The following is a 22,917-nucleotide window of genomic DNA, read 5'->3' as shown; positions in this document are numbered from 1 at the left end:
TCCAAAAATCCGGCTCCTATGGAGCAAGCGAAACGCTTCGCCGTAGCGAGATCGGAATACCATTTGCCGGTGCGGTGGGGGGTAATGAATCGATAGCGTGACATAGTACCAGTTTAATACCGTCAGCGCATGGCGGTTCCCTGACAACCGACTGTGATACTGTAATTTTTTGTGAAGCGACGGCATGAAAAAAGGCGGCCCGCAAGGACCGCCTTTTTGGCTGGCGTATCAAAAAACCGATCAGCGCGAGTAGAACTCGACCACCAGATTGGGTTCCATCTTCACCGGATATGGCACTTCGTCGAGTGTGGGAACGCGCACGAACGTGACCTTGTCGTTGCCATCCTGCGCCACGTAGTCGGGCACTTCACGCTCGGGCAGGTTCTGTGCTTCGAGGATCAGGGTCATTTCCTTCGCCTTGGTTCCCAGGCTGATCACGTCACCGACGCGCACGCGGCGCGAGGCGATGTTGCACTTCACGCCGTTGACGCGAATATGGCCGTGAGAAACGATCTGGCGAGCCGAGAAGATCGTCGGCGCGAACTTGGCGCGATAGACGATCATGTCCAGGCGCTGTTCGAGCAGGCCGATCAGGTTCTGACCGGTATCACCCTTCATGCTGGACGCTTCCTGATAGGTGCGCTTGAACTGCTTTTCCGTCACATCGCCGTAGTAGCCCTTGAGCTTCTGCTTGGCGCGCAGCTGGATGCCGTAATCGGAGATCTTGCTCTTGCGGCGCTGGCCGTGCTGGCCGGGGCCGTAGCTGCGGCGATTGACCGCGCTCTTGGGACGGCCCCAGATGTTCTCGCCCATGCGACGGTCGAGTTTGTACTTGGCGCTCTGGCGCTTTGACATCAGTCTTCCTTCATTCTGCTACCGCGCCGCCACCCGGCATCGCGATCGGTTATTTCCGGGTCGCACCATCCAGCCGATTATGCCGGATGCGGCCGCCGCTTCACCGGAAGTGCGGGGCCGAATGGTCAGGCCTGCAAGTGATCGCAGGCACCATGTGAAGTGGACGCCCTTACGGGCTTGCGCCGTAGAGTCAAGATCCTGTGGGAGGATTCACGGTGTGGGATTCAAAACTCACTGGGATTCGCCGAACCGCCCCTTGTTCGCATTCTGCTCATGGCATCCTCGGAATCTTTGTTTTGCCTTCCCCTGATCTGCTTCCATTCGGCCACTGAATGGCATTCGCGCTGCGGGATCCACGAGCCGGCCGAGGTGCTGGAGCGGCAGACGATCTTGTTGGGATCGACCTCAGCTGTCTTCTTCTTGGCGGGAACGACCGTAGGTTGCTCTGGCGGAGGTGCGGCAGAACTGGTGGCTGTTGCCGCAAGAACAATCAAAATATGTGAAATCATCGCCGTAATCCCGTGCCGCACATGGACGTCAGATACAGTGCAGCAACAAGATTGCCAACTATCTTAATGCTTTGCCCACAATCCGGCGATCAACTGGGCCGTCTGTTCTTCCCGCGTAATGCGCTCAAGACGCCGCGCATCGTGCGCACTTCAAGCGTGTTCCATCCGGGCTTCGTCAACATGTTGCGCAAGGTGCGGCGAGTCGCCTCAGCCCGGCTTTCGGGAAAAAAGTAGTTGGTCGGCGCAAGCAACTCCTCAAACTGGTCGATCATGCCTTCCAGTTCCTGCTGCGGCGCCGGGGGCAGCAGGTCCTCGGTGGTGGGCTGGGCCAGTTGGACGCCCTTGGACCATTCGTACGCGCAGAGAATCACCGCCTGCGCAAGGTTGAGCGAGGCAAACGCCGGGTTGATCGGAACAGTGAGGATCGCCCGCGCCAAAGCCACGTCCTGCGTCTCCAGCCCAGACCGCTCCGGCCCGAACACGTAGGCGGAGCGCCCCGGCGATGCGTGGATTTGCCGTCCAGCTTCCTCCGGTGTGACTACGGGCTTGGTGACGCCGCGCTTGCGCACCGTGGTGGCATATACATGCGCGCAGTCCGCCACCGCGTCGGCAAGTGTTTCGAAAACGGCGGCCTGTTCCAGCACCGCGTCAGCCCCGGCAGCGGCAGGACCAGCCGACGGGTTGGGCCACCCGTCACGTGGCGAGACCAATCGCATCTCGGTCAACCCGAAGTTGAGCATCGCGCGAGCGGCCTTGCCGATATTTTCACCCAGCTGAGGGCGGACCAGAACGATCACGGGCTGTTGCGGTTCAGTTGACGCCGACATCACGCACTGTCCCTGCAAATTCCTCGAAGTCGCGCGCCTCGTTGAAGGCCCGGTAGACGCTGGCAAAGCGGATGTAGGCCACTGAATCGAGCTGGCGCAAGCCTTCCATCACCAGTTCGCCGATTACGCGGGACGGCACCTCGGTATCGCCCGATGTTTCCACCTGCCGCTGCACGCCCGATACCAGGCGATCGATCTTTTCGCGTTCGATCCCGCGCTTGCGGCAAGCCAGCGTCACCGATTGCTCGATCTTGGCGCGGTCAAACGGCTCACGCCGTTCCTGTCCTGCGGAATCGTTGCTTTTGACCACCAGGATATCGCGAAGCTGCACGCGTTCGAACGTCGTAAAGCGGGCGCCGCAGCTCGAACACTGGCGGCGCCTGCGGATCGCGGTGGCATCTTCGGTCGGGCGACTGTCCTTGACCTGCGAATCGTCGTGAGCGCAAAAGGGACAGCGCATTCAATATCCAGCTTTCGTCAATCGGGGCGGACCCGCTTGTAGAACTTGTATCCCGCGCCTGCAGCCAGCCCCATGCCGATCGATACGAACGGCAGAAACGCGCCGGCTACAGCGCCGATCGCGCCCCACACCAGCACCGGCTTGGTGGAAGGATGCGCAAGGCCATCCTGAAGCATCCCGGCCAGTTCATGGCGGGCATCTTCAACGAAATGGCCTTCAGGCTGGGGGCGTTGCGGGTCGATCATGGTTTTCAATCCTCATAGATGGGAAAACGGTCACACAGCGCTTCAACGCGCGTGCGCACATTCTGCTCCACCTGAGCATCGCCTTCTTCGCCGCAACGCGCCAGACCATCCAGCACATCGGCCACCATTTCACCAATTTCGCGGAATTCCGCCGGGCCGAAGCCGCGCGTGGTGCCGGCGGGCGAGCCCACGCGGATGCCGCTGGTCTTCATAGGGGGCAGCGGGTCGAACGGGATGCCGTTCTTGTTGCAGGTGATGCCGGCGCGCTCCAGCGCCTCGTCGGCATCCTTGCCGGTCACACCCAGCGGTGACAAGTCCACCAGCGCCAGATGCGTGTCGGTGCCGCCCGAGACGATCGCCGCGCCGCGCGCCTTGAGCGTATCGGCCAGAACCTGCGCGTTTTCGATTACGCGCGCGGCGTAGTCCTTGAAGTCGGGACGAAGGGCTTCGCCGAACGCCACCGCCTTTGCCGCGATGACGTGCATCAGCGGGCCGCCTTGCAGGCCAGGGAATACGGCGGAGTTGATCTTTTTGGCCAGCGCCTCGTCGTTGGTCAGGATCATGCCGCCACGCGGGCCGCGCAGCGTCTTGTGCGTGGTGGTGGTGGCGATGTGGGCGTGTGGGAAGGGCGAGGGGTGGACGCCTGCCGCCACGAGCCCTGCGAAGTGGGCCATGTCGACCTGGAAGATAGCACCCACCGCGTCAGCGATTTCACGCATCCGCTTGAAATCGATCACACGCGGATAGGCAGAGCCGCCGGCGATGATCAGCTTGGGATTATGCTCGCGGGCAAGTGCCTCGACCTGATCGTAGTCGATCAGGTGGGTATCCTTGGTCACGCCGTACTGCACCGCGTTGAACCACTTGCCTGAAAGTGCGGCCCTGGCGCCGTGGGTGAGGTGGCCGCCGGCGTCCAGGCTCATGCCCATCACCGTATCGCCGGGCTTGACCGTGGCGAGCAGCACCGCGCCGTTGGCCTGCGCGCCGGAGTGCGGCTGCACGTTGGCAAAACCGCAGTCGAACAGCGTCTTGGCGCGCTCGATAGCCAGGGTCTCGACCGCGTCCGAAGGCTCGCAGCCTTGGTAATAGCGCTTGCCCGGATACCCTTCGGCATACTTGTTGGTAAGGACCGAGCCCTGCGCTTCGAGCACGGCTTTGGACACGATGTTTTCCGAGGCGATCAATTCGATCTGCTTGCGCTCACGCTGCAGTTCATGACCGATCGCCTTGGCGACGTCCGGATCGCTTTGCGCGATCGTGTCGGAGAAAAAGCCGGCGGAACGAATGGCGGTTTCAACGGTCATGGTGTCTGGGCCCTTCAGAACGCGGGATGAGAAAGCTTTTCGACGCGGCCGGCATGGCGGCCACCGCCGAAATCGGTTGAAAGAAACGCATCGAGGCAAGCCTTCGCCATGTCCGGTCCGGTGAGCCGCGCACCCATGGCGATGACGTTCGCGTCGTTGTGTTCGCGCGCCAGGGCTGCGGACAAGGGCTCGCCGACCAATGCGCAGCGGCAGGCGGGATCGCGGTTCACCGCGATCGAAATGCCAATGCCCGAGCCGCATAACGCAACGCCGAACTGCACTGTGCCATCCGCCACGACCGAAGCCAGCTTGTACCCATAGTCGGGATAATCCACCCTGTCCGCCGTGTCAGGGCCCAGATCGGCCACTTCATGACCCTGCGCGATCAGATACTCGCGCAGTTCAGCCTTGAGATCGACGGCGGCATGGTCGGATGCGATCGCAATGCGCATGGGAGAGGGCGCTCCTGCTGGCGGGGATTCGTCTGCGCCCCCTTAGTCGCCAGTTTGCCGCTTTGCCAGTCCCGTAGTGCGATCGAGATGGACCGACCGTCAGGTTGCCCACACGAGGGGTAGCGCGGTGCAGGCACCCACGTTGCCCCCTTTCATCGTGACGGGCCGGTCAGGCGCTAGGGAAAACTCCGGGATCACCGCCAGCCATTCCTGCAGCAGCGCCATGATTTCCATGCGTGCAAGGCCAGCTCCGACGCAGCGATGCACGCCAACGCCCATCGTAGTATGGCGCACCGGCGCCATGCCGCGATCGAAATCGACCACTTCCGGATCGGGGAAGCACGCCGGATCAAGGTTGTGCAGCACGCTAGGCAGGTAGACCAGGTCGCCGGTTCGGATCGTGACGCCGTCGATATCGACGTCCGCCACGGCATTGCGGCTTACGGCAACGGTGGGATAGCGGCGCATCAACTCGTCGGCAGCGGCGGGGATAAGGTCAGGCCTTTGGCGCAACGTGCGCTGATCATCGGGGTGGCGGGCAAGATGCAGCGCCACCATCCCCATCATCGCGGCCACGGTATCCAGCCCGCCGAACAGCAGGTTACGGCACATGCGTCGGGCTTCATCGTGCGTCCACGGGCGGCCATTGACGGGCTCTGCCAGGATGCGGCTGAACAAGTCGTCGCCGGGCGATTCCATGCGTTTTTCGATGAATGGCCAGAGGTAATCGTCGGCCGCCTGCTTCAACTGCTCGACCGTCATCGATCCATCCGGGCGGGTGAGCTGGACGCCCAGCTGGCGCAGGCGCGGGCGATCTTCGAGCGGAACGTCGATCATTCCGAGAAATACGTTGAGCGGTATGATCTCGGCAAAGTCGGCCACGAAATCGCACTGCCCGCGCGGGCGCAGCTGGGTAGCCAGCAGGCGCATGGCATCGCGAACGCCGGGTTCCAAAGCCGTTACGAAGCGCGAGGCCAACCCTTTGACGACCGGCTTACGGAATGCCTTGTGTTCCTCGCCGTCCTGCTGGAGCGGGATGAAGCGCATGACCTCCCCCAGACCCGGCGTAACCGCCAGGCACTCGCTGGAAAGCCGCTCCGCGTCGTTCCACAGCGTTCGCACCGTGGCTCCATCGGCGGCGATCCAGTGGCCGCCGTTGGCTGTACTCCAGACCAGGGCCGGCCCGTCGAGCAGCGATTTCCAGGCAGCGAAGAAATCATGTTCCACGCCCGGCGGGCTGAACACGTCGAAATCCACGATGCGCTCCGCAGGCACGTGTGCCGGTGCAATCGATCCCATGTCCTCATCCCGCCGTTCTTGTTGCCCGTCAGCCTAGGCGCGGCGCCAGAGCGTGAAACTGGGACAAGGGAGAGGGCGGTGCACGATACCGCAGAGGGCAACAAAAAGCCCGCCGAAGCGGGACTTTTCGCTTACTGGTCGAGGAAAGAGCGCATCTTTCGCGATCGGCTGGGGTGCTTGAGCTTGCGCAGGGCCTTGGCCTCGATCTGGCGAATACGTTCGCGCGTGACGGAGAACTGCTGGCCCACTTCCTCCAGCGTATGATCGGTGTTCATGCCGATGCCAAAACGCATGCGCAGCACGCGTTCCTCGCGCGGGGTAAGACTGGCCAGAACACGGGTGACGGTTTCCTTAAGGTTCGCCTGGATTGCAGCGTCCACCGGGATGATCGCGTTCTTGTCCTCGATGAAATCACCCAGGTGGCTGTCTTCCTCGTCGCCGATCGGCGTTTCGAGGGAGATCGGCTCCTTGGCGATTTTCATCACCTTGCGGACCTTTTCGAGCGGCATCGACAGACGCTCGGCCATTTCTTCAGGCGTCGGCTCGCGGCCCTGCTCGTGCAGGAACTGGCGGCTGGTGCGCACCAGCTTGTTGATCGTTTCGATCATGTGGACCGGGATGCGGATGGTCCGCGCCTGATCGGCGATCGAGCGGGTGATCGCCTGCCTAATCCACCACGTCGCGTACGTCGAGAACTTGTAGCCGCGCCGATACTCGAACTTGTCGACCGCCTTCATCAGGCCGATGTTGCCTTCCTGGATCAGGTCCAGGAACTGCAGGCCGCGGTTGGTATATTTCTTGGCGATCGAGATCACCAGACGCAGGTTCGCCTCGACCATTTCCTTCTTGGCGATGCGCGCCTCGCGCTCTGCCTTCTGGACCATGTTGACGATGCGGCGGAACTCGGGAAGCGCCATGCCGGTGGCTGCGGCAATGTCGGACACTTCCACGCGAATGCGTTCAACCGAATCGCCTTCGTTCTCGGCGAAAGCGGCCCACTTTTTATCTTTTTTGGCGACTTCGGCCATCCAGGTGTCGTCCAGCTCGCGGCCGACGTAGCTTTCCAGAAAGTCGGCGCGCTTCACCTTGTGGCGTTCGGCCAGGCGAAGCATCTGCCCGCCCAGTGTCGTCAGCCGGCGGTTGAAGGCGTAGAGGTTGTCGACCAGATATTCGATCTTGGTGGCGTGGAACTGCACCGATTCAACCTGCGCGGTCAGATCCTCGCGCAGCTGCTGATATTGTTCTTCCTTGGCGCCCGGGAAATCGATGCCCAGCGCCAGCGATTCGAGCCGATCACGCTGCAGCTTTTCGAAGGTCTGGAACAGCTCGGTGATGAGCGCGAACTTCTCCAGCGCCTCGGGCTTGAGGGCCGCTTCCATCTGCGCGAGGGACAAGGTGTTGTCCTCTTCCTCTTCCTCGGCTTTGCGCTTGGGAATCGGATTGCCGTCCTCGTCGACGTCGTCGGCGGCTTCCTCCTCGACGTCATCTTCCTCCTTGAAGGAAGGGCCGGCAGTTTTTTCGCTGATCTCGCCATCGTCGTCGCCTTCTCCGTCTTCGGAGAGGTTTTCCGGCTGCGGCTCCTTCGATAGCATAGCGTCGAGATCAAGGATCTCACGCAGCTGCATTTCGCCGTTGTTGAGCGCTTCGGACCACTGGATGATGGCGTGGAAGGTGATCGGGCTTTCGCACAGGCCCAGGATCATCATGTCCCGGCCCGCTTCGATCCGCTTGGCGATGGCGATTTCGCCCTCACGGCTGAGCAGCTCTACCGCGCCCATTTCGCGCAAGTACATGCGCACCGGATCGTCGGTGCGCTCGATCGTTTCCTTCTTCTTCGCAGGATCGACCATGACGCGCGGAGAGGCTTCATCGCCTTCGCTGTCTTCCGCCTCATCGGCATCGCGATCGTCGTCGGCCTGGCCGTCGGCGTCTTCGTCGCTTTCGACGATGTTGACGCCCATTTCCGAGATCGCGGCCATGATGTCCTCGATCTGGTCAGTGGACATCTGGTCCTGCGGCAAGGCCTCGTTCAGCTCGTCGACGGTAATCACGCCGCGACGCTTGGCGCGGGCGATCAGCTTCTTGATCGACCCTTCGTTAAGATCGATCAGCGGCGCGTCCATGCCGTCGGTATCTGCGCCGTTTGTGTCGTTCTTGCTCATTATTCCGCCGTTATCCCGTGCTGCCCCGTAAGCCGGTGCATACATATAATTATACGATCAGGACGCATGTCTGGTCGCCATTTGCCTCAGACGGTTATCAAACTCCAGCTTTCTCTTGCGAATGCGCTGCTGTTCCGTGAAGGCGTCGTCGGAAAGCTCTGCCTCGAACCGCGCTGTCGCCTGCGCCAGGGCCGCTTCAAGCACCGGGCGCTCCACGAGAAGATCGATGGCCTGTGCAAGTTCCATGGCCGCCTGCTCCTCAGTGACGTCGGGCAAAAGGAAACCGAACCGCAGGTCGGCGTATTCAACCGGCGACGGCATTTGCGTTCCGTTATTGCGCAATATGGTAGCAATAGCCGCCGATTCAAGCGCTTCGGCCCCGCCGCAACACTCGATCAGCACCGCGAGGCGTGGGTCCATCCCCGGTGCGCGGGCCAGTGCCTCGGCATGGCGGGGTAGCTGGGATGGCCAGCGGATCAGCCCGGCAATCACGGCTGCGGACAGCCCGTCACGCCGGGCGCCCGGCGCGTGGCGTGAATTGAGCCGGCTGATCGATTCGGGCGATGAGGGGGCAGGGGTGGGCTTGCCGTTCCACTTGCCGCCCTTCTGCCCGTTGCGGTTTGGCTGAAAGCCGCCGCCCCTGGGCTGCCAGGTGTTCTCGCGTTTGGGAAAGGCGAAGGCGGAATACCGGTCCTGTAATTCGCGGCGATAGAGGCTGGCGATATCGGGGTTCTGGATCGTTTCCACATGCGCCATCAGCCGCGCCTTGAGGCCGGCCTTGTCCTCGGGCGTGCGCAGCGGCACGGCATCGCGCTCTGCCTCCCACAGCACGTCCACCAGGGTTGCGGCCTGTCCCAGCAAGTCCTGCAGGGCGCCGGCGCCACGCGCCTTGATCAGATCATCAGGGTCCAGACCCTCGGGCAGGCGGACGATGCGCAAGCTATGGGCCGGGCGCAGCATCGGCAGGGCCCGGGTGATCGCGCGCATCGCGGCGCGCTGGCCCGCCGCATCGCCATCGAAACACAGCACCGGGGTTTCCACATGCCGCCACAGCATTTCGATCTGCTGCTCGGTCAGCGCGGTGCCCAGCGGCGCGACCGCATCGGTGATGCCAGCGGCGGCCAGCGCGATGACATCCATGTAGCCTTCGACCACGATGATCCGCCCGGACTGGCGGGCAGCCGGCGCGGCGCGGTGCAGGTTGTAAAGCGTGCGCCCCTTGTCGAACAGCGGAGTGTCGGGCGAGTTGAGATATTTGGGTGCGTCCGTCTTGCCGGGGGTCAGGATGCGCCCGCCAAATGCGATCACCCGCCCGCGCGCATCCTCGATCGGCAGCATCAGCCGGCCACGAAAGCGATCATAGGGATCGCGCTCCTCCACCACGATGCGCAGGCCCGCTTCCACCAGCATGGCTTCAGGGAACTGCGACAGCGCCTCTTTCAGCGCCTGACGACCCTCCGGCGCATAGCCAAAGCCGAACCGCTCCACGGTGTGTGCATCGAAGCCGCGCGTGGCGAGGTAGGCGCGTGCCGCCGCCCCTTCCGCGCCGGCGAGGCTCGCCTTGAACCACGCCTGCGCGGCGGCCATCACGTCGTGCAGACTGTCGCGCTGTTCCGCCGCGCGCGCCATCTTCGGGTCGGGCGTGGGGACATCCATCCCGGCTTCCGCTGCAAGCTCCTTTACCGCGTCCATGAAGGCGAGGCCTTGATGATCGGTCATCCAGCGGATCGCGTCGCCATGCGCGCCGCAGCCGAAGCAGTGATAGAAACCCTTCTCGTCGTTGACGTAGAAGCTGGGCGAGTTCTCGTTGTGGAACGGACAGCAGGCGCGATGCTCGCGCCCGGCTTTCTGCAGGCGCACCGAGCGGCCCACCACCGCAGAGAGCGTGACGCGGGACCGTAACTGGTCGAGCCACTGCGGGGTCAGCATGGCAAGGCAACCTTTGTTGCCGATGGGGTGCCTGATCGCGCCACGCGCTTCAGCTCAGCGCCGCCTTCACCCAGCCGCTGGCCTTACCCATGTCCAGTTCGGTGCCGTGGCGCGCCTTGAGCTGGGCCATCACTTTGCCCATGTCCTTCATGCCGGTGGCGCCAACCTCAGCCTTGATCGCCTCGATCGCGGCCTTGGTGTCTTCCTCGGACAATTGCGCGGGCAGGAAGCTTTCGATCACTTCCAGCTCCACCTGTTCCTCTGCCGCTTTCTCCGGGCGACCACCCTGTTCGAAGAGCTGGATCGATTCGCGGCGCTGCTTGACCATCTTTTGCAGCACATCGATCACCAGTTCATCGTCATCCGGGGTGGACGCGGCGGTGCGAAGCTCGATGTCGCGGTCCTTGATCTTGGCCAGGATCAGGCGAACGGCGGCGAGGCGCTGCTTTTCTCCCGCCTTCATGGCGGAAATCTGGGCGGCCTTGATCGAATCACGAAGCATTGTTTTCAAACGGTCCTTGCGTAAAAGTGAGAGCGCGTTGCGGCGGTAAACTAGCAAGCCGCGCGCCATTTTGCACCTGTGTGCCTTGACGCGATGCACAACCCCCTCTAGCGACCGCGCCTTAGCACACAACGTCAGAAACGCCGTACAACGGAGCGACCCACCATGGCCGACGCCGCATATTCGCTTGCGCCCAAACCGGAAGGCGCGACCGGCGTGCTTGTCCTCAGCGACGGGCACGTGGTCTGGGGCCGTGGCTTCGGCCATATCGGGGAAGCGGTGGGCGAGGTTTGCTTCAACACCTCGATGACCGGATATCAGGAAGTGATGACCGATCCGTCCTACGCCGGGCAGATCGTCACTTTCACGTTCCCGCATATCGGCAATGTGGGCGTCAACGAGGAAGACCTGGAATCGAAGGTCGATGGCGCGGTCGGCTGCATCGTGCGCGAAGACGTGACACCATCGTCCAGCTTCCGCGCGGCGGGCGAATACGGGCAGTGGCTGGCGGACAAGGGCAAGGTGGGCCTGTCCGGGATCGACACCCGCGCGCTGACCCGGCGCATCCGCAAGCTGGGCGCGCCCAACGCGGTGATGGCCCACGATCCCGAAGGCAACTTCGATATTCCCGCGCTGCTCAAGCGCGCGCAGGACTGGCCGGGGCTGGAAGGCATGGACCTGGCCAAGCTGGTCAGCCGCCATATCCAGGAAGGCTGGGAAGGCTCGGTGTGGACGCTGGGGCAGGGCTATGGCCGCTCTCCGCATGATGCGCGGCCCCATGTCGTGGCGATCGACTACGGCGCCAAGGACAATATCTTCCGCAACCTCGTCAAGGCTGGCGCGCGGGTGACCGTGGTGCCGGCGGAAGCCACGCTGGAGACGATCCTGGCGCTGGAGCCGGCGGGCGTGTTCCTGTCCAACGGCCCCGGCGATCCGGCGGCGACGGGCAAGTACGCGGTGCCGGTGATCCAGGCCCTGCTGGAGCGGGACATGCCAGTTTTCGGCATTTGCCTGGGCCATCAGATGCTGGGTCTTGCCGCCGGCGCCAAGACCGCCAAGATGTTCCAGGGCCATCGCGGCGCGAACCATCCGGTCAAGCGCCTGGGCGATGGCGTGGTCGAGATCACCTCGATGAACCACGGCTTCGCGGTGGACAACCAGACACTGCCGGAAAACGTGGAGGAAACCCACGTCTCGCTGTTCGACGGCACCAACTGCGGCATCGCCATCAAGGGCAAGCGCGCATTCGGCGTGCAGTACCACCCCGAAGCCAGCCCGGGCCCGCAGGACAGCTTCTACCTGTTCGAGAAGTTCGTGGGGATATTGGGTTGATGGCTACCGTGCGTGGGTTTGATATGCTGGAGCAGGGTGCGGAACACGCTACCGCGCCTTGCGTCGCTAAGCTGGTGCCTCTCAAACTCGATGGCGAGCTTTTCTTGCAGCTGAATGGGTACGGCCATCCGAACCGTGGGCCAGACGCCGGACGCACTCAAAATTTCCGGCTGTCCAAAGCTGCGTTCGAGCAGCTCGTGGCCGTTGGAAACAAGCACTTCGGGATTGTGAAATAATGCCCAAACGCACTGACATCTCCTCGATCCTCGTCATCGGTGCCGGTCCGATCATCATCGGCCAGGCGTGTGAGTTCGACTATTCGGGCACGCAGGCGATCAAGGCGCTGAAGGAGGAGGGCTACCGGGTCGTCCTGGTGAACTCCAACCCCGCCACGATCATGACCGACCCTGATATGGCCGACGCCACGTACGTGGAACCCATCACGCCCGAGATCGTCGCGCGCATCATCGAGAAGGAGCGGCCCGATGCGGTGCTGCCCACGATGGGCGGGCAGACTGCGCTCAACTGCGCGCTGGCGCTGTTCAACGACGGCACGCTGGAAAAGTACGGCGTGCAGATGATCGGCGCCGATGCCGATGCGATCGACAAGGCCGAAGACCGCCAGCGTTTCCGCGAGGCGATGGACAAGATCGGGCTGCAGTCCGCCCGCTCCGGCGTGGCGCACACGCTGGACGAGGCGTTTGCGGTGCTGGAACGCACCGGCCTGCCCTCGATCATCCGCCCGAGCTTCACGATGGGCGGCACCGGCGGCGGCATCGCCTACAACAAGGCCGAGTTCGAGGCGATCGTACGCTCGGGCCTGGACGCGTCTCCCACCACCGAAGTGCTGATCGAGGAATCGCTGCTGGGCTGGAAAGAGTACGAGATGGAAGTCGTGCGCGACAAGCACGACAACTGCATCATCATCTGCTCCATCGAAAACGTCGATCCGATGGGCGTGCACACCGGGGATTCGATCACCGTCGCCCCGGCGCTGACGCTGACCGACAAGGAATACCAGATCATGCGCTCCGCCTCGATCGCGGTGCTGCGTGAGATTGGCGTGGAGACGGGCGGCTCCAATGTGCAATTCGCGGTCAATCCCAAGGACGGTCGCCTGATCGTCATCGAGATGAACCCGCGCGTCTCACGCTCCTCGGCGCTGGCGTCGAAAGCCACGGGCTTCCCGATCGCCCGCGTGGCCGCCAAGCTGGCGGTGGGCTACACGCTTGACGAGATCATGAACGAGATCACCGGCGCCACCCCGGCGGCGTTCGAGCCGACGATCGATTACGTCGTCACCAAGATCCCGCGCTTCGCATTTGAAAAGTTCAAGGGCGCCAAGAACGACCTGACCACCGCGATGAAGTCGGTCGGCGAGGTCATGGCGATCGGTCGCAATATCAAGGAATCGATGCAGAAGGCCCTGCGCGGGCTGGAAACCGGGCTGGATGGCTTCAACCGCGTGCCGGCGCTGGAAGGGGCGGGCCGCGACGTCATCACCGCCGCCCTGTCACGCGCAACGCCCGAGCGCCTGCTCCACGCCGCGCAGGCGATGCGCGAAGGCTTCACGGTGGACGAGATCCACGCGATCACCCATTACGACAAGTGGTTCCTGCGCCACATCGAAGAGATCATCGCCGCCGAGGCGCTTATTCTGGAGAACGGGCTTCCCAACGACGCGGACGGTCTGCGCCGCCTGAAAGCCATGGGCTTTTCGGACAAGCGGCTGGCCAAGCTGGCGGTGCGCTCGGTCGGTGTGGCCGGCGGGCTGGGCGAAACGCAGGCCAAGCGTTCCGGCCTGCTGCACGATGCCCTGCGCGCCATGGCCGGCGCCACCAGCGAGAAGGAAGTGCGCCAGTTGCGCCGCAAGCTGGGCGTGGTGCCCGTGTTCAAGCGCATAGACAGCTGCGCGGCCGAGTTCGAGGCGGTGACGCCATACATGTATTCCACCTATGAAGCGCCGTTCTTCGGCGAGGCGGAAGACGAGGCGATGCCGTCCGACCGGCGCAAGATCGTGATCCTGGGCGGCGGTCCGAACCGGATCGGGCAGGGGATCGAGTTCGATTACTGCTGCGTTCACGCCTGTTTCGCGCTGGCCGAAGCCGGGTACGAGACGATCATGGTCAACTGCAACCCGGAAACCGTCTCCACCGACTACGACACCTCCGACCGCCTCTATTTCGAACCGCTGACCGCAGAGGACGTGCTGGAAGTCCTGCGTGTCGAGCAGCAGAACGGCGAGCTGGTCGGCGTGATCGTCCAGTTCGGCGGGCAGACCCCGCTGAAACTGGCGCAGGCGCTGGAAGACGAGGGCATCCCGATCCTGGGCACCTCGCCCGACGCCATCGATCTTGCCGAGGACCGTGAGCGTTTTTCCGCCCTGGTGGAAAAGCTCGGCCTGCGCCAACCCGCCAATGGCATCGCGCGCAGCCGTGACGAGGCGGTGAACGTTGCCAACCGCATCGGCTACCCCGTGCTGATGCGCCCCAGCTACGTGCTGGGCGGCCGCGCCATGGAGATCGTGGATAGCGAACAGCAGCTTGACGACTACATCGCCACCGCCGTCCAGGTGTCCGGGGACAGTCCGGTGCTGATCGACCAGTATCTGCGCGATGCGATCGAATGCGACGTCGATGCCCTGTGCGATGGCGAGCAGGTGGTCGTAGCCGGTGTGATGCAACACATCGAGGAAGCGGGTATCCACTCGGGCGATAGCGCCTGCTCGCTGCCGCCTTACAGTCTGGCGCCCGAGATCATCGCGGAGATGGAGCGGCAGGCCGAAGCGCTGGCCTTCGGGCTTGGCGTGCGCGGGCTGATGAACATCCAGTTCGCCGTGAAGGACGGCGAGGTTTTCCTGATCGAAGTGAACCCGCGCGCGTCGCGGACCGTGCCGTTTGTCGCCAAGGCCATCGGCCAGCCGGTCGCCAAGATCGCCAGCCGGGTGATGGCCGGTGAAATGCTGTCCACCTTCCCGCCGTTCAAGCGCGATCTGCCGTACGTGGCGGTCAAGGAGGCGGTGTTCCCGTTTGCCCGTTTCCCCGGCGTCGATCCGGTGCTCAGCCCGGAAATGAAATCGACGGGCGAGGTGATGGGCATCGATGCCGATTTCCCCACCGCGTTCGCCAAGGCGCAGCTGGGCGCCGGGATCAGGTTGCCCACGCAAGGCACGGTGTTCGTCTCCGTGAAGGACAGTGACAAGGCGATGATCCTGCCCGCCGTGCGCACGCTGATCGACCAGGGGTTCCGGGTGATCGCCACGTCCGGCACCCAGAAATATCTGTCGGATGCGGGTCTGCCGGTGGATCTGGTGAACAAGGTGGCGGAAGGTCGCCCGCACATCGTCGACAAGATCGTCGACGGTGAGATCGCGATGATCTTCAACACCACCGAAGGGTGGCAGAGCCTGAAGGACTCGCAGTCGATTCGCGCCTCCGCGCTCACCGGCAAGATCTCGATCTTTACCACCGCTGCCGCCAGCGTGGCGGCAAGTGAAGCGATCAGGACGATTCGCGGGAGCCAGCTTGAAGTGCGTTCGTTGCAGGACTACTATAGCTGAAATCGATCTAGTCTTCCCGACATCGCTGTAGATCGGCCCGTTCCCACAGGCGTATGCCGGGGACCGGGCCGAATGCCAGTTGCATGGCATGCGTTTAGCGGCGGGAAGGCGGCAGGAGGAATAGAAGAAGAATGGCAAGTATCGAAAAGCTGCCGATGCTCGCGGAGGGCTATGAAAGGCTGACCGCTGAGATCAAGGCGCTGCGTGAAGAACGCCCTCGCATCGTCGATGCGATCGAAGAGGCGCGTGCGCATGGCGACCTGTCGGAAAACGCGGAATATCACGCCGCCAAAGAACGGCAGGGCCAGGTCGAAGCCATGCTTGCCGACCTTGAGGACAAGATTACCCGCGCGCAAATCGTCGATCCGGCCACGCTTTCGGGCGATAAGGTCATTTTCGGCGCCACCGTCACTCTGCTTGATGAAGATGACAAGCCGGTGAAATACCAGATCGTCGGTCCTTACGAAGCCGACGCCAAGATCGGCCGGATCAGCTACAATTCACCGCTGGGCAAGGCCCTGATCGGTCGACGCGTGGACGACGAGGTTGAAGTGACGGTGCCATCGGGTGACAAGTTCTACCTGGTGAAGAAAATCGAATTTATCTGAATAATTTGATAAAACACAAAAAAGGCCGGTTTTACGCCGGCCTTTTTTGTGTGTCAGTGACTGGGTTGATCAACCTTGGGGAAGGTCGGGTTCAAGCAGGCGATGAAGATGCACGATGACGTACTTCATCTCGGCGTCGTCGACAGTGCGCTGCGCGTTTGCCTTCCACACCTCTTGGGCGGAGGCGAAATCGCCGAACACGCCAACCAGATCGAGCGTGCTAAGATCAGTGAACTCGAGACTGCGCGGGTCTTTTACCCGGCCGCCCATGACAAGGTGGAGCTTCTGCATCAAGGGGCCGCTTTCCTGTGGGAGTGAGCGGCCCCTATAAATTTACCGGGCTATCATAACAACCCGTTAGCGACGCAGATATCGTGCTAATCGGCCAACAACGCCCCGATAGTCTGTCAATTACCGCTTAATGCGGGTCTTGAGCTCTTCGGCCAGATCGACGACTTTCGTGGAGCGCGCCGCAGCCGCGTCGCCCAGATGTCCGGCAGCATCAGCTGCGACATCGCCAAATTTGCTGGCGCGCTTGGCAGCCGCACGTCCAAAAGCGCTTGCCGCTGCCGCTGCGGCGATGCCGTACTTTTCCAGCTTGTGTGCCGCGCGGTCGCTTGCCTTACTGGCGTGATCCGCCAGGATCGCGGCCTGTTTGCGAGAAACGACGCCAGCATCATGGACGCGATCACTCGCCCGCCGTCCGAATACCTTGCCGGTGGCCGCAGCAACTTCGGCGAGATGCGCTGCGCGCTTGCCTGCCTTACGGCTTACGCGGCGTGGCACTAGCGAACTAACCAACGCGCCTGCCGCCAGACCTGCGGTAACCGTGAGCACCGGATGGCGCTTAACGAACGCGATGACTTTTTCGGAAGGCCTTTCTTCGACCAGTTTGGTCGGAAGGACCGCGATATTGGCGGGCTTTGTGGAATCCGATTTCGCCGGGAAAGTTTTGGTGTCGGTGTTGCTCACCTTGATCACTCCTTTAGCGCTGCGGCGCGATCGCGCAGATCATTGAAAAGGCCCGCAAGCGGGTTACGCAAAAACCAAAGCGCCAGCACGGCCAAGGTTCCTGCCGTAACGACAGGATGCTCCTCCACCACGGCTACGGCCTCGTCGAACATCAGCTTAGCCCGCTCCGCAGCATCATCAGCAATTCGGCCGCCGATGCCCCGGTCGGCAAGGTCTGCCTTGATGAGCTGATAATGCGTGGTGAGCTTTTCGCGCGCCGCATCGCGCGCTTCCTTGTCGGCGATGAACCGAGCTGCCTGCGTTCCCATGACGCCGTCCTTTATAAAGCGGATTTCAGCCCGTCATGATCGTCATTATGCGGCGTATCCGCGCGCGCACGCTTAATCCGCCCAAGACAGCCAACAAGAGCAGAACGAGCGTTACGCAGGCTGTTGCAGCCCAAGGCCCCAGAAGCGGAACCAGCGCAATAACGCTGCCGACCACCAAAGCGATACCGGCAAAAAAAACCATCACCGCTGCCAGGACCATCAGTACGACAATCGTGCGGGCTTCCGAACCTACAAATGAGGCGCGAGATTTCTGGTATGCGATCTCCGCCTGGGCCAAGGACTTGGCCTCGTCAGCCAACTGACGAAGGTCCTGCATGAGGGACATGTCGTCCACATCCCTCACAACAGGCGCGATTTCCGGTTCTGTGCTATGCATTTCCCGCGTTCAGATCCAGGCAATCACGCTCACTTGCTGCTGAACAGGCGTGAAAGCATGAACCCTGTCGCTGCAGCCAGACCGATCGCCAGACCTGGGCTTTTGCGCACGAATTCACGCGCATCCTCTGTCAGTTCTTCCAGCGACTTTTCATCAAGGCGCAGACCGGCATCCTGGATCGATTTCGAGGCGCTGCGGGCGTATTCACCGTACTTGGGTCCGACTTTCTCTTCGATAAGCGTGGCATTGTCGTCGATCATTTTCGAAAGGCCGACAATGGCCTGGCTGGCACGGGCCTTGCCCTCGTCTGCCATACCGGCAGCCTTGACCTTGGCGTCGGCAGCATAGGCGCTGGCCTTGTCCTTGGCTTCATCGCTGCGCACTTTGGCTTCGGTGGTAAGACCTTCGGCAAGCGCCTGCGCGGCGGCCTTGGCCTCTTCCACGGCTTTGCTGAAGTGGTTCTTGGCGCTTTCGGTGCCGTTGCCGGCAGAAGTTGTGGCGTCGACCATGATGGTATCCCTTCCTTGAGCTTCCTTGGGCGCTTGGTGCCGCCTTCATATACAGCGATATGAGGACACAGTAACACTACTCACGCATCCCTGCTGCAACGCAACTTGTCAGGCGAAGTTCCCCTGCTAAGACCGCGTTCGGACGGAAACGCGAAACATGCGCCCGTAGAGGAGACCGCTTCAATGACCGCGATTATCGACATTCACGGCCGGGAAATTCTGGACAGCCGCGGCAATCCCACTGTTGAAGTGGACGTGTTGCTCGAAGATGGCAGCTTTGGTCGCGCCGCGGTGCCGTCAGGCGCCTCCACCGGAGCCCACGAAGCGATGGAACTGCGGGACGGCGACGGCGCGCGCTATCTGGGCAAGGGCGTGTTGCAGGCGGTAGACGCGGTGAACGGCGAAATCGCGGAAGAACTGGTCGGCCTTGACGCCGAGGATCAGCGCGAACTCGACTTTGCGATGATCGAACTGGACGGCAGCGAAAACAAGGCGCGGCTTGGCGCCAATGCGATCCTGGGCACCAGCCTGGCCGTCGCCAAGGCTGCGGCCAACGCGCGAGGGCTGCCGCTGTATTCCTACGTCGGGGGTGTCTCCGCGCATGTCCTGCCGGTGCCGATGATGAACATCATCAACGGCGGCGAGCATGCCGACAATCCGATCGATTTCCAGGAATTCATGATCATGCCGGTCGGGGCCGGATCGATCGCGGAAGCGGTGCGCTGGGGCGCGGAGATCTTCCACACCTTGAAGAAGGGCCTGCATCAAAAGGGCCTGGCGACCGCCGTAGGTGACGAAGGCGGCTTCGCGCCAAATCTTGCCAGCACGCGCGATGCGCTGGATTTCATCATGGCGTCGGTTGAAAAGGCGGGCTTCAAGGCCGGAACTGACATCCAGCTGGCGCTGGATTGCGCGTCGACCGAGTTTTTCCGGGACGGCAAATACGAAATCAGCGGCGAAGGGCTGAGCCTGACGCCGGTGGCATTCGCCGATTATCTTGCCGACCTGACAGAAGCCTACCCGATCATATCGATCGAGGATGGCATGAGCGAAGACGATTTCGAAGGTTGGAAGGCGCTCACCGACAAGGTCGGCCACAAAGTCCAGCTCGTGGGCGACGATCTTTTCGTCACCAATCCCAAGCGCCTGACGATGGGTATCGAACAGGGTCTGGCGAACTCGCTGCTGGTGAAAGTCAACCAGATCGGCACCCTGACCGAAACGCTTGAGGCGGTTTCGATCGCCAATCGCGCAGGCTACACCGCCGTTATGTCGCACCGCTCGGGCGAAACCGAGGACGCGACGATTGCCGATCTGGCTGTCGCCACGAACTGCGGCCAGATCAAGACCGGTTCGCTGGCGCGGTCAGACCGGCTTGCGAAGTACAACCAGCTGATCCGCATTGAGGAAGAGTTGGGTAAAGCCGCACGTTATGCCGGCGCCGGTGCATTCGGCCGGTTGGCGCGCTGAGCCGCGTTAACACCATGATGCGTTCTCCGCTGCTGACCGGCTTTGACCGGGAGCAGCGGAGGATGATCCGCCATTTGCGTTACTGGTAGCTGATCAGCCGGGCGAGCGTTGCAGGCTGCGCCTCATCCAGCCGGACGACCGCGCGAGACGCGGATGCGAAGTATTCCAGCATCGCGGCGTAGCCCTTGGCGCTGAGCTTGACGTAGACCCGCCGAGCGTCACCGGGATCAGCCTCCCGCACGAGCAGACCATGCTTTTCCAGCTGCGCGATCCACCGCAGCGCCGTGGTGGAGGGCACGGCGGAGCCGATGCAGGCGCTTGTCACCGATACCCGGCGCCGTTCCTTGGCCGCGATGAACAGATCGAGCAGGATGTCCCACGCAGGCTCGCCGAACAGATCATCGGTTCGGAATATCTTGATGCGCCGCCGCCGGTCTTCGTAGGTTTGCCTGGCAAGCTCCACCCAGATGGGGTGATCCTGGCTCGCTGTGGATTTTTCGCTGGCTCGTGGCTCATCCTTGTTTGCCAGCGATTTCATCAGCATGGATGGGCTTTCGCCAATTTCCAGTTCTCGCGCCATCGCCAGCAATTCGTTCGCGATACCGATAAGGCGAATGGCCTTGGCGCGGTTACGCATCAACTGGTCGGTATTCTCCATGAATATGTGGCACCCGGTTCCAATTCGCAGAACTTTGCTTGTGCTTTCTGCGCAGGTTAAATCCATTGATGCGTCACAAACATCTTAGGATCGGACCAAAACCCTGGTCCGCATACCTACGAATATCGTCCGCGTTGGATGAAACCTTATGGGGCGGGCGCGTACTAGTCGCGCGCAGCTTGATCCGTATCGGAGGTTCTGCGTGCAAGTGTGAATTGACGGCACAGGGATTCGATCGCAGCATCCACGTGGATTGCAGCCAATGACGCACCAAGGTCATCAAGTCTGGCAATGCAGCCGTAAAGTTCGGTTAGCACTGCGTCGGCAGCGGCATTTTTGTTCATTAACGTGTTCTCCGGCAGGCTGCAGATAGCATCTCCAGCCCGGACTCGTTTCCCGAGCCTCGGTTTGCGACCCGCCAGTTGACCTGGCATTGGTTTTTCGAAATCCTCCGATTTAGACCTAATTCGGAAGACAAAGCTGCGCTACACCAAGAACATTTGTTAAAAAACGACGAATTGGCATACGTCCTACTTGGGAACACATTGCTTGCAGTTTCTGCAGACTACGCATCGCAGCCGAGAACATAGCAGCGCGCGCTTGGAGGTGGGTGCTTCACTAGGTATCATTACGTAATTTTCCCGGAGATACCTTAAAAGGCAAGTTCACGAGAGCCGTGTCCTCCGTTTTCCGCGCGGGACGCGGCAGCAACCCGTGATCATCCGTCGAAGCGCTGCTTGAGATCGTAAAGCGCTACGGCTGCACGAGCCGCTTCGCCGCCCTTATCCTTGCGTGATGGATCGGCGCGCTCAAGTGCCTGGGCTTCGTTTTCGACGGTAAGGATACCATTGCCGATCGGAATTCCGTCCATGGTCAGCGCCATGATGCCGCGCGCCGATTCGCCGGCTACAATCTCGAAGTGGTAGGTTTCCCCCCGGATGACCACGCCCAAGGCGACATATCCGTCATAGTTTCCTGAGCCATCCGCCAAGGAAATGGCGGCGGGAATTTCCAGCGCACCGGGCACCGAGATGACATCGGCCTTGTGTCCAGCGGCTTTAATTGCCGCCTTCGCACCGTCGATCAGCAAATCGTTCAGGCGTTCATAGAATCGGGCTTCAACGATCAGAAATCGGGCCATTGCGGTTTTATCCTTCGTGCGTTTCGGCGCAGCTACCGGTGATCGGTCGCTCCGCTACGATGTTGAGTCCATACCCTTCCAGCGCGACAAGGGAATGGCGGGTGTTGGTCAACAAGATCATGTCATGGATACCCAGTTCCGCCAGGATTTGGGCGCCTACGCCGTAATCGCGGATTTCTTCGAGGTCCGGGCTGCCGCCGCCGCGTATCTCGTTGCGGATATCGATCATCCGCGACATCATTTTAGTCATCGGACGATTGATGACCACGATTGCGCCGGCGCCTTCGGCTGCGATCATCCGCATGGAATCGTGCAGCAGATCGCCTCGCTCGCCCGAATCGTCTCCGAAGATGTCGCTGAACATCGACAGGGTGTGCATGCGCACCAGAGTTGGCTGTGCCGGATCTATGCGACCTTTGACGAGCGCGACCGTTTCATCCCCGGTTGCCCGGTTATAATAGGACCGCGCGGTCCAGTCGCCGCCGTGGCGGGAATGAAAGGCAACTTCGCTGCGCTTCTCGATCATCCGATCATGCCGTCGGCGATAAGCGATCAGATCCCGAATCGTGCCGATCTTCAATTCGTGCAGGCGGGCAAACGCCATCAGATCGTCCATGCGCGCCATCGCGCCGTCCTCTTTCATGATCTCGCAGATCACGCCAGAAGGATTGAGGCCGGCAAGGCGGGATATGTCCACCGCCGCTTCAGTGTGACCAGCACGCACCAGAACGCCGCCCTCACGGGCTCGTAGCGGAAAGACGTGACCCGGCGTGACGATATCGTCGCGCGATTTCGATCCGTCGATCGCAACAGATATAGTCCGTGCACGGTCCGCTGCGGAAATTCCTGTGGTGACGCCTTCGCGCGCCTCGATCGAGACGGTAAACGCGGTTTCGTGCCGGGTGCCGTTCTGCCGGCTCATCAGATCAAGGCCCAGTTCCTCGATCCGCTTGCCCGCAAGGGCCAGGCAGATCAGGCCGCGCCCATGTGTAGCCATGAAATTGATGGCGCTTGGCGTGGCCATCTGTGCCGGGATGATGAGGTCGCCTTCATTCTCGCGATCTTCGTCATCCACCAGAATAAACATCCGGCCGTTGCGCGCTTCGTCGATGATTTCCTCGATCGGCACCAGCGCATTGCGCTCGTCGTTGGCGAACAGAACACGCTCCAGCTTGCCAAGTGTATCGGCCGTCGGGTTCCAGTCCGGCTCCGTGCAGTCTCGCAAGGTATTGGCGTGCAATCCTGCAGCACGCGCCAGCCCCGCCTTGCTCATGCCGCCATCAATTATCAGCTTGCGGACTTTTTCGATTATGTCACTGGCCATTGCGATGTTAATCCACACATTAAGATGTGTGATGTATAACTATGCATCACATTCCGATCAACCCCGAAGGCAGGTGAATGTGTTCGGCCTAGTCA

Annotated in this window: 24 protein-coding genes; 5 read left to right on the top strand and 19 right to left on the bottom strand. The window is 61.9% G+C overall.

All coding sequences use genetic code 11. The annotated features are described in order from the left end of the window. Positions 1-240: 240 nt before the first annotated feature. From rpsD to ASE49_RS14290, 11 genes are all read right to left on the bottom strand, one after another. Positions 241-855 carry a 30S ribosomal protein S4 gene (rpsD, locus tag ASE49_RS14335; protein WP_056773882.1) on the bottom strand — a complete coding sequence of 205 codons (615 nt, stop codon included), beginning with the start codon at positions 853-855 and terminating at the stop codon, positions 241-243. Positions 856-1,079: 224 nt separating this feature from the next. Further along, a complete protein-coding gene (locus ASE49_RS18325; protein WP_156370318.1) occupies positions 1,080-1,364 on the bottom strand; it encodes a hypothetical protein in 285 nt (94 codons plus the stop codon). An 89-nt stretch (positions 1,365-1,453) separates the two neighbouring features. Continuing rightward, complete coding sequence (locus tag ASE49_RS14330) at positions 1,454-2,191, bottom strand: RNA methyltransferase (protein ID WP_056773877.1); 738 nt, start codon at positions 2,189-2,191, stop codon at positions 1,454-1,456. Further along, a complete protein-coding gene (nrdR, locus tag ASE49_RS14325) occupies positions 2,175-2,651 on the bottom strand; it encodes a transcriptional regulator NrdR (RefSeq protein ID WP_056773875.1) in 477 nt (158 codons plus the stop codon). The genes ASE49_RS14330 and nrdR overlap by 17 nt, the downstream gene beginning before the upstream one ends. 17 nt (positions 2,652-2,668) lie before the next feature. Beyond that, positions 2,669-2,896, bottom strand: a complete 228-nt coding sequence (locus tag ASE49_RS14320) for a hypothetical protein (protein ID WP_056773873.1) — start codon at positions 2,894-2,896, stop codon at positions 2,669-2,671. 5 nt (positions 2,897-2,901) lie between these two features. Then, the gene (gene glyA, locus ASE49_RS14315) at positions 2,902-4,200 is read right to left on the bottom strand and encodes a serine hydroxymethyltransferase (RefSeq protein ID WP_056773870.1); all 1,299 of its coding nucleotides are present in this window, start codon (positions 4,198-4,200) and stop codon (positions 2,902-2,904) included. A 14-nt stretch (positions 4,201-4,214) separates the two neighbouring features. Then, positions 4,215-4,652 (bottom strand): ribose 5-phosphate isomerase B, encoded by a 438-nt coding sequence (rpiB, locus tag ASE49_RS14310; protein ID WP_056773869.1) that lies wholly within the window; start codon positions 4,650-4,652, stop codon positions 4,215-4,217. 99 nt (positions 4,653-4,751) lie between these two features. Continuing rightward, a complete protein-coding gene (locus ASE49_RS14305) occupies positions 4,752-5,951 on the bottom strand; it encodes a cytochrome P450 (RefSeq protein ID WP_056773865.1) in 1,200 nt (399 codons plus the stop codon). 131 nt (positions 5,952-6,082) lie between these two features. Continuing rightward, entirely contained in the window at positions 6,083-8,113 is a 2,031-nt protein-coding gene (rpoD, locus tag ASE49_RS14300; protein WP_056773862.1) for an RNA polymerase sigma factor RpoD, read from the bottom strand. A gap of 57 nt (positions 8,114-8,170) precedes the next feature. Further along, positions 8,171-10,042, bottom strand: coding sequence for a DNA primase (dnaG, locus tag ASE49_RS14295; RefSeq protein WP_056773859.1), 1,872 nt, complete (start codon positions 10,040-10,042; stop codon positions 8,171-8,173). A gap of 49 nt (positions 10,043-10,091) precedes the next feature. Further along, entirely contained in the window at positions 10,092-10,544 is a 453-nt protein-coding gene (locus ASE49_RS14290; protein ID WP_056773856.1) for a GatB/YqeY domain-containing protein, read from the bottom strand. A gap of 165 nt (positions 10,545-10,709) precedes the next feature. Here ASE49_RS14290 and carA point away from each other — a divergent pair, with 165 nt between their 5' ends. The 4 genes from carA to greA all read left to right on the top strand — a co-directional run bounded on the left by carA (position 10,710) and on the right by greA (position 16,043). Beyond that, entirely contained in the window at positions 10,710-11,876 is a 1,167-nt protein-coding gene (gene carA / locus ASE49_RS14285; protein WP_056773853.1) for a glutamine-hydrolyzing carbamoyl-phosphate synthase small subunit, read from the top strand. Beyond that, positions 11,876-12,112 (top strand): hypothetical protein, encoded by a 237-nt coding sequence (locus tag ASE49_RS14280; protein WP_056773851.1) that lies wholly within the window; start codon positions 11,876-11,878, stop codon positions 12,110-12,112. The genes carA and ASE49_RS14280 overlap by 1 nt, the downstream gene beginning before the upstream one ends. After that, positions 12,112-15,435 (top strand): carbamoyl-phosphate synthase large subunit, encoded by a 3,324-nt coding sequence (carB, locus tag ASE49_RS14275; RefSeq protein WP_056773849.1) that lies wholly within the window; start codon positions 12,112-12,114, stop codon positions 15,433-15,435. Before ASE49_RS14280 ends, carB begins: the two co-directional genes overlap by 1 nt. A gap of 131 nt (positions 15,436-15,566) precedes the next feature. Continuing rightward, entirely contained in the window at positions 15,567-16,043 is a 477-nt protein-coding gene (gene greA / locus ASE49_RS14270; protein ID WP_056773845.1) for a transcription elongation factor GreA, read from the top strand. A gap of 69 nt (positions 16,044-16,112) precedes the next feature. Here the strand turns inward: greA and ASE49_RS17880 are convergent, their stop codons facing one another. The 5 genes from ASE49_RS17880 to ASE49_RS14245 all read right to left on the bottom strand — a co-directional run bounded on the left by ASE49_RS17880 (position 16,113) and on the right by ASE49_RS14245 (position 18,229). Then, entirely contained in the window at positions 16,113-16,334 is a 222-nt protein-coding gene (locus ASE49_RS17880; RefSeq protein ID WP_082456489.1) for a DUF4170 domain-containing protein, read from the bottom strand. Between the two features lie 120 nt (positions 16,335-16,454). Next, the gene (locus ASE49_RS14260; RefSeq protein ID WP_056773986.1) at positions 16,455-17,015 is read right to left on the bottom strand and encodes a hypothetical protein; all 561 of its coding nucleotides are present in this window, start codon (positions 17,013-17,015) and stop codon (positions 16,455-16,457) included. Between the two features lie 5 nt (positions 17,016-17,020). Further along, complete coding sequence (locus ASE49_RS14255; protein WP_056773839.1) at positions 17,021-17,323, bottom strand: hypothetical protein; 303 nt, start codon at positions 17,321-17,323, stop codon at positions 17,021-17,023. Between the two features lie 25 nt (positions 17,324-17,348). Further along, positions 17,349-17,669 carry a phage holin family protein gene (locus ASE49_RS14250; protein WP_235522997.1) on the bottom strand — a complete coding sequence of 107 codons (321 nt, stop codon included), beginning with the start codon at positions 17,667-17,669 and terminating at the stop codon, positions 17,349-17,351. Between the two features lie 80 nt (positions 17,670-17,749). Next, positions 17,750-18,229 carry a hypothetical protein gene (locus ASE49_RS14245; RefSeq protein WP_056773833.1) on the bottom strand — a complete coding sequence of 160 codons (480 nt, stop codon included), beginning with the start codon at positions 18,227-18,229 and terminating at the stop codon, positions 17,750-17,752. A 183-nt stretch (positions 18,230-18,412) separates the two neighbouring features. Between ASE49_RS14245 and eno the strand changes: the two genes are divergently transcribed. Next, positions 18,413-19,699, top strand: coding sequence for a phosphopyruvate hydratase (gene eno / locus ASE49_RS14240; RefSeq protein ID WP_056773830.1), 1,287 nt, complete (start codon positions 18,413-18,415; stop codon positions 19,697-19,699). 79 nt (positions 19,700-19,778) lie between these two features. On the opposite strand, the gene ASE49_RS14235 is transcribed toward eno, so the two are convergent. The 3 genes from ASE49_RS14235 to ribB all read right to left on the bottom strand — a co-directional run bounded on the left by ASE49_RS14235 (position 19,779) and on the right by ribB (position 22,822). Beyond that, a complete protein-coding gene (locus ASE49_RS14235) occupies positions 19,779-20,357 on the bottom strand; it encodes a winged helix DNA-binding protein (RefSeq protein WP_056773828.1) in 579 nt (192 codons plus the stop codon). Between the two features lie 718 nt (positions 20,358-21,075). After that, the gene (gene ribH / locus ASE49_RS14225) at positions 21,076-21,498 is read right to left on the bottom strand and encodes a 6,7-dimethyl-8-ribityllumazine synthase (RefSeq protein WP_056773822.1); all 423 of its coding nucleotides are present in this window, start codon (positions 21,496-21,498) and stop codon (positions 21,076-21,078) included. A 7-nt stretch (positions 21,499-21,505) separates the two neighbouring features. Continuing rightward, positions 21,506-22,822, bottom strand: coding sequence for a 3,4-dihydroxy-2-butanone-4-phosphate synthase (gene ribB, locus ASE49_RS14220; RefSeq protein ID WP_056773819.1), 1,317 nt, complete (start codon positions 22,820-22,822; stop codon positions 21,506-21,508). Positions 22,823-22,917: the final 95 nt, after the last annotated feature.

The organism is Novosphingobium sp. Leaf2 (genome assembly GCF_001421325.1).
Taxonomy (GTDB): Bacteria; Pseudomonadota; Alphaproteobacteria; order Sphingomonadales; family Sphingomonadaceae; genus Novosphingobium.
The sequence above is the reverse complement of the archived record's forward strand: the minus strand, read 5'-3'. Positions and strand labels throughout refer to the sequence as shown.

Coding starts and splice junctions, on each gene's coding strand:
- ASE49_RS14330 (WP_056773877.1), bottom strand. CDS start 2,191: ATGTCGGCGTCAACTGAACCGCAACAGCCCGTGATCGTTCTGGTCCGC.
- glyA (WP_056773870.1), bottom strand. CDS start 4,200: ATGACCGTTGAAACCGCCATTCGTTCCGCCGGCTTTTTCTCCGACACG.
- carB (WP_056773849.1), top strand. CDS start 12,112: ATGCCCAAACGCACTGACATCTCCTCGATCCTCGTCATCGGTGCCGGT.
- ASE49_RS14305 (WP_056773865.1), bottom strand. CDS start 5,951: ATGGGATCGATTGCACCGGCACACGTGCCTGCGGAGCGCATCGTGGAT.
- rpoD (WP_056773862.1), bottom strand. CDS start 8,113: ATGAGCAAGAACGACACAAACGGCGCAGATACCGACGGCATGGACGCG.
- ribH (WP_056773822.1), bottom strand. CDS start 21,498: ATGGCCCGATTTCTGATCGTTGAAGCCCGATTCTATGAACGCCTGAAC.
- ASE49_RS18325 (WP_156370318.1), bottom strand. CDS start 1,364: ATGATTTCACATATTTTGATTGTTCTTGCGGCAACAGCCACCAGTTCT.
- ASE49_RS17880 (WP_082456489.1), bottom strand. CDS start 16,334: ATGCAGAAGCTCCACCTTGTCATGGGCGGCCGGGTAAAAGACCCGCGC.
- dnaG (WP_056773859.1), bottom strand. CDS start 10,042: ATGCTGACCCCGCAGTGGCTCGACCAGTTACGGTCCCGCGTCACGCTC.
- ASE49_RS14320 (WP_056773873.1), bottom strand. CDS start 2,896: ATGATCGACCCGCAACGCCCCCAGCCTGAAGGCCATTTCGTTGAAGAT.
- ASE49_RS14245 (WP_056773833.1), bottom strand. CDS start 18,229: ATGGTCGACGCCACAACTTCTGCCGGCAACGGCACCGAAAGCGCCAAG.
- ASE49_RS14290 (WP_056773856.1), bottom strand. CDS start 10,544: ATGCTTCGTGATTCGATCAAGGCCGCCCAGATTTCCGCCATGAAGGCG.
- ASE49_RS14250 (WP_235522997.1), bottom strand. CDS start 17,669: ATGTCCCTCATGCAGGACCTTCGTCAGTTGGCTGACGAGGCCAAGTCC.
- nrdR (WP_056773875.1), bottom strand. CDS start 2,651: ATGCGCTGTCCCTTTTGCGCTCACGACGATTCGCAGGTCAAGGACAGT.
- rpsD (WP_056773882.1), bottom strand. CDS start 855: ATGTCAAAGCGCCAGAGCGCCAAGTACAAACTCGACCGTCGCATGGGC.
- carA (WP_056773853.1), top strand. CDS start 10,710: ATGGCCGACGCCGCATATTCGCTTGCGCCCAAACCGGAAGGCGCGACC.
- eno (WP_056773830.1), top strand. CDS start 18,413: ATGACCGCGATTATCGACATTCACGGCCGGGAAATTCTGGACAGCCGC.
- ASE49_RS14235 (WP_056773828.1), bottom strand. CDS start 20,357: ATGGAGAATACCGACCAGTTGATGCGTAACCGCGCCAAGGCCATTCGC.
- ribB (WP_056773819.1), bottom strand. CDS start 22,822: ATGGCCAGTGACATAATCGAAAAAGTCCGCAAGCTGATAATTGATGGC.
- ASE49_RS14255 (WP_056773839.1), bottom strand. CDS start 17,323: ATGGGAACGCAGGCAGCTCGGTTCATCGCCGACAAGGAAGCGCGCGAT.
- ASE49_RS14280 (WP_056773851.1), top strand. CDS start 11,876: ATGGCTACCGTGCGTGGGTTTGATATGCTGGAGCAGGGTGCGGAACAC.
- greA (WP_056773845.1), top strand. CDS start 15,567: ATGGCAAGTATCGAAAAGCTGCCGATGCTCGCGGAGGGCTATGAAAGG.
- rpiB (WP_056773869.1), bottom strand. CDS start 4,652: ATGCGCATTGCGATCGCATCCGACCATGCCGCCGTCGATCTCAAGGCT.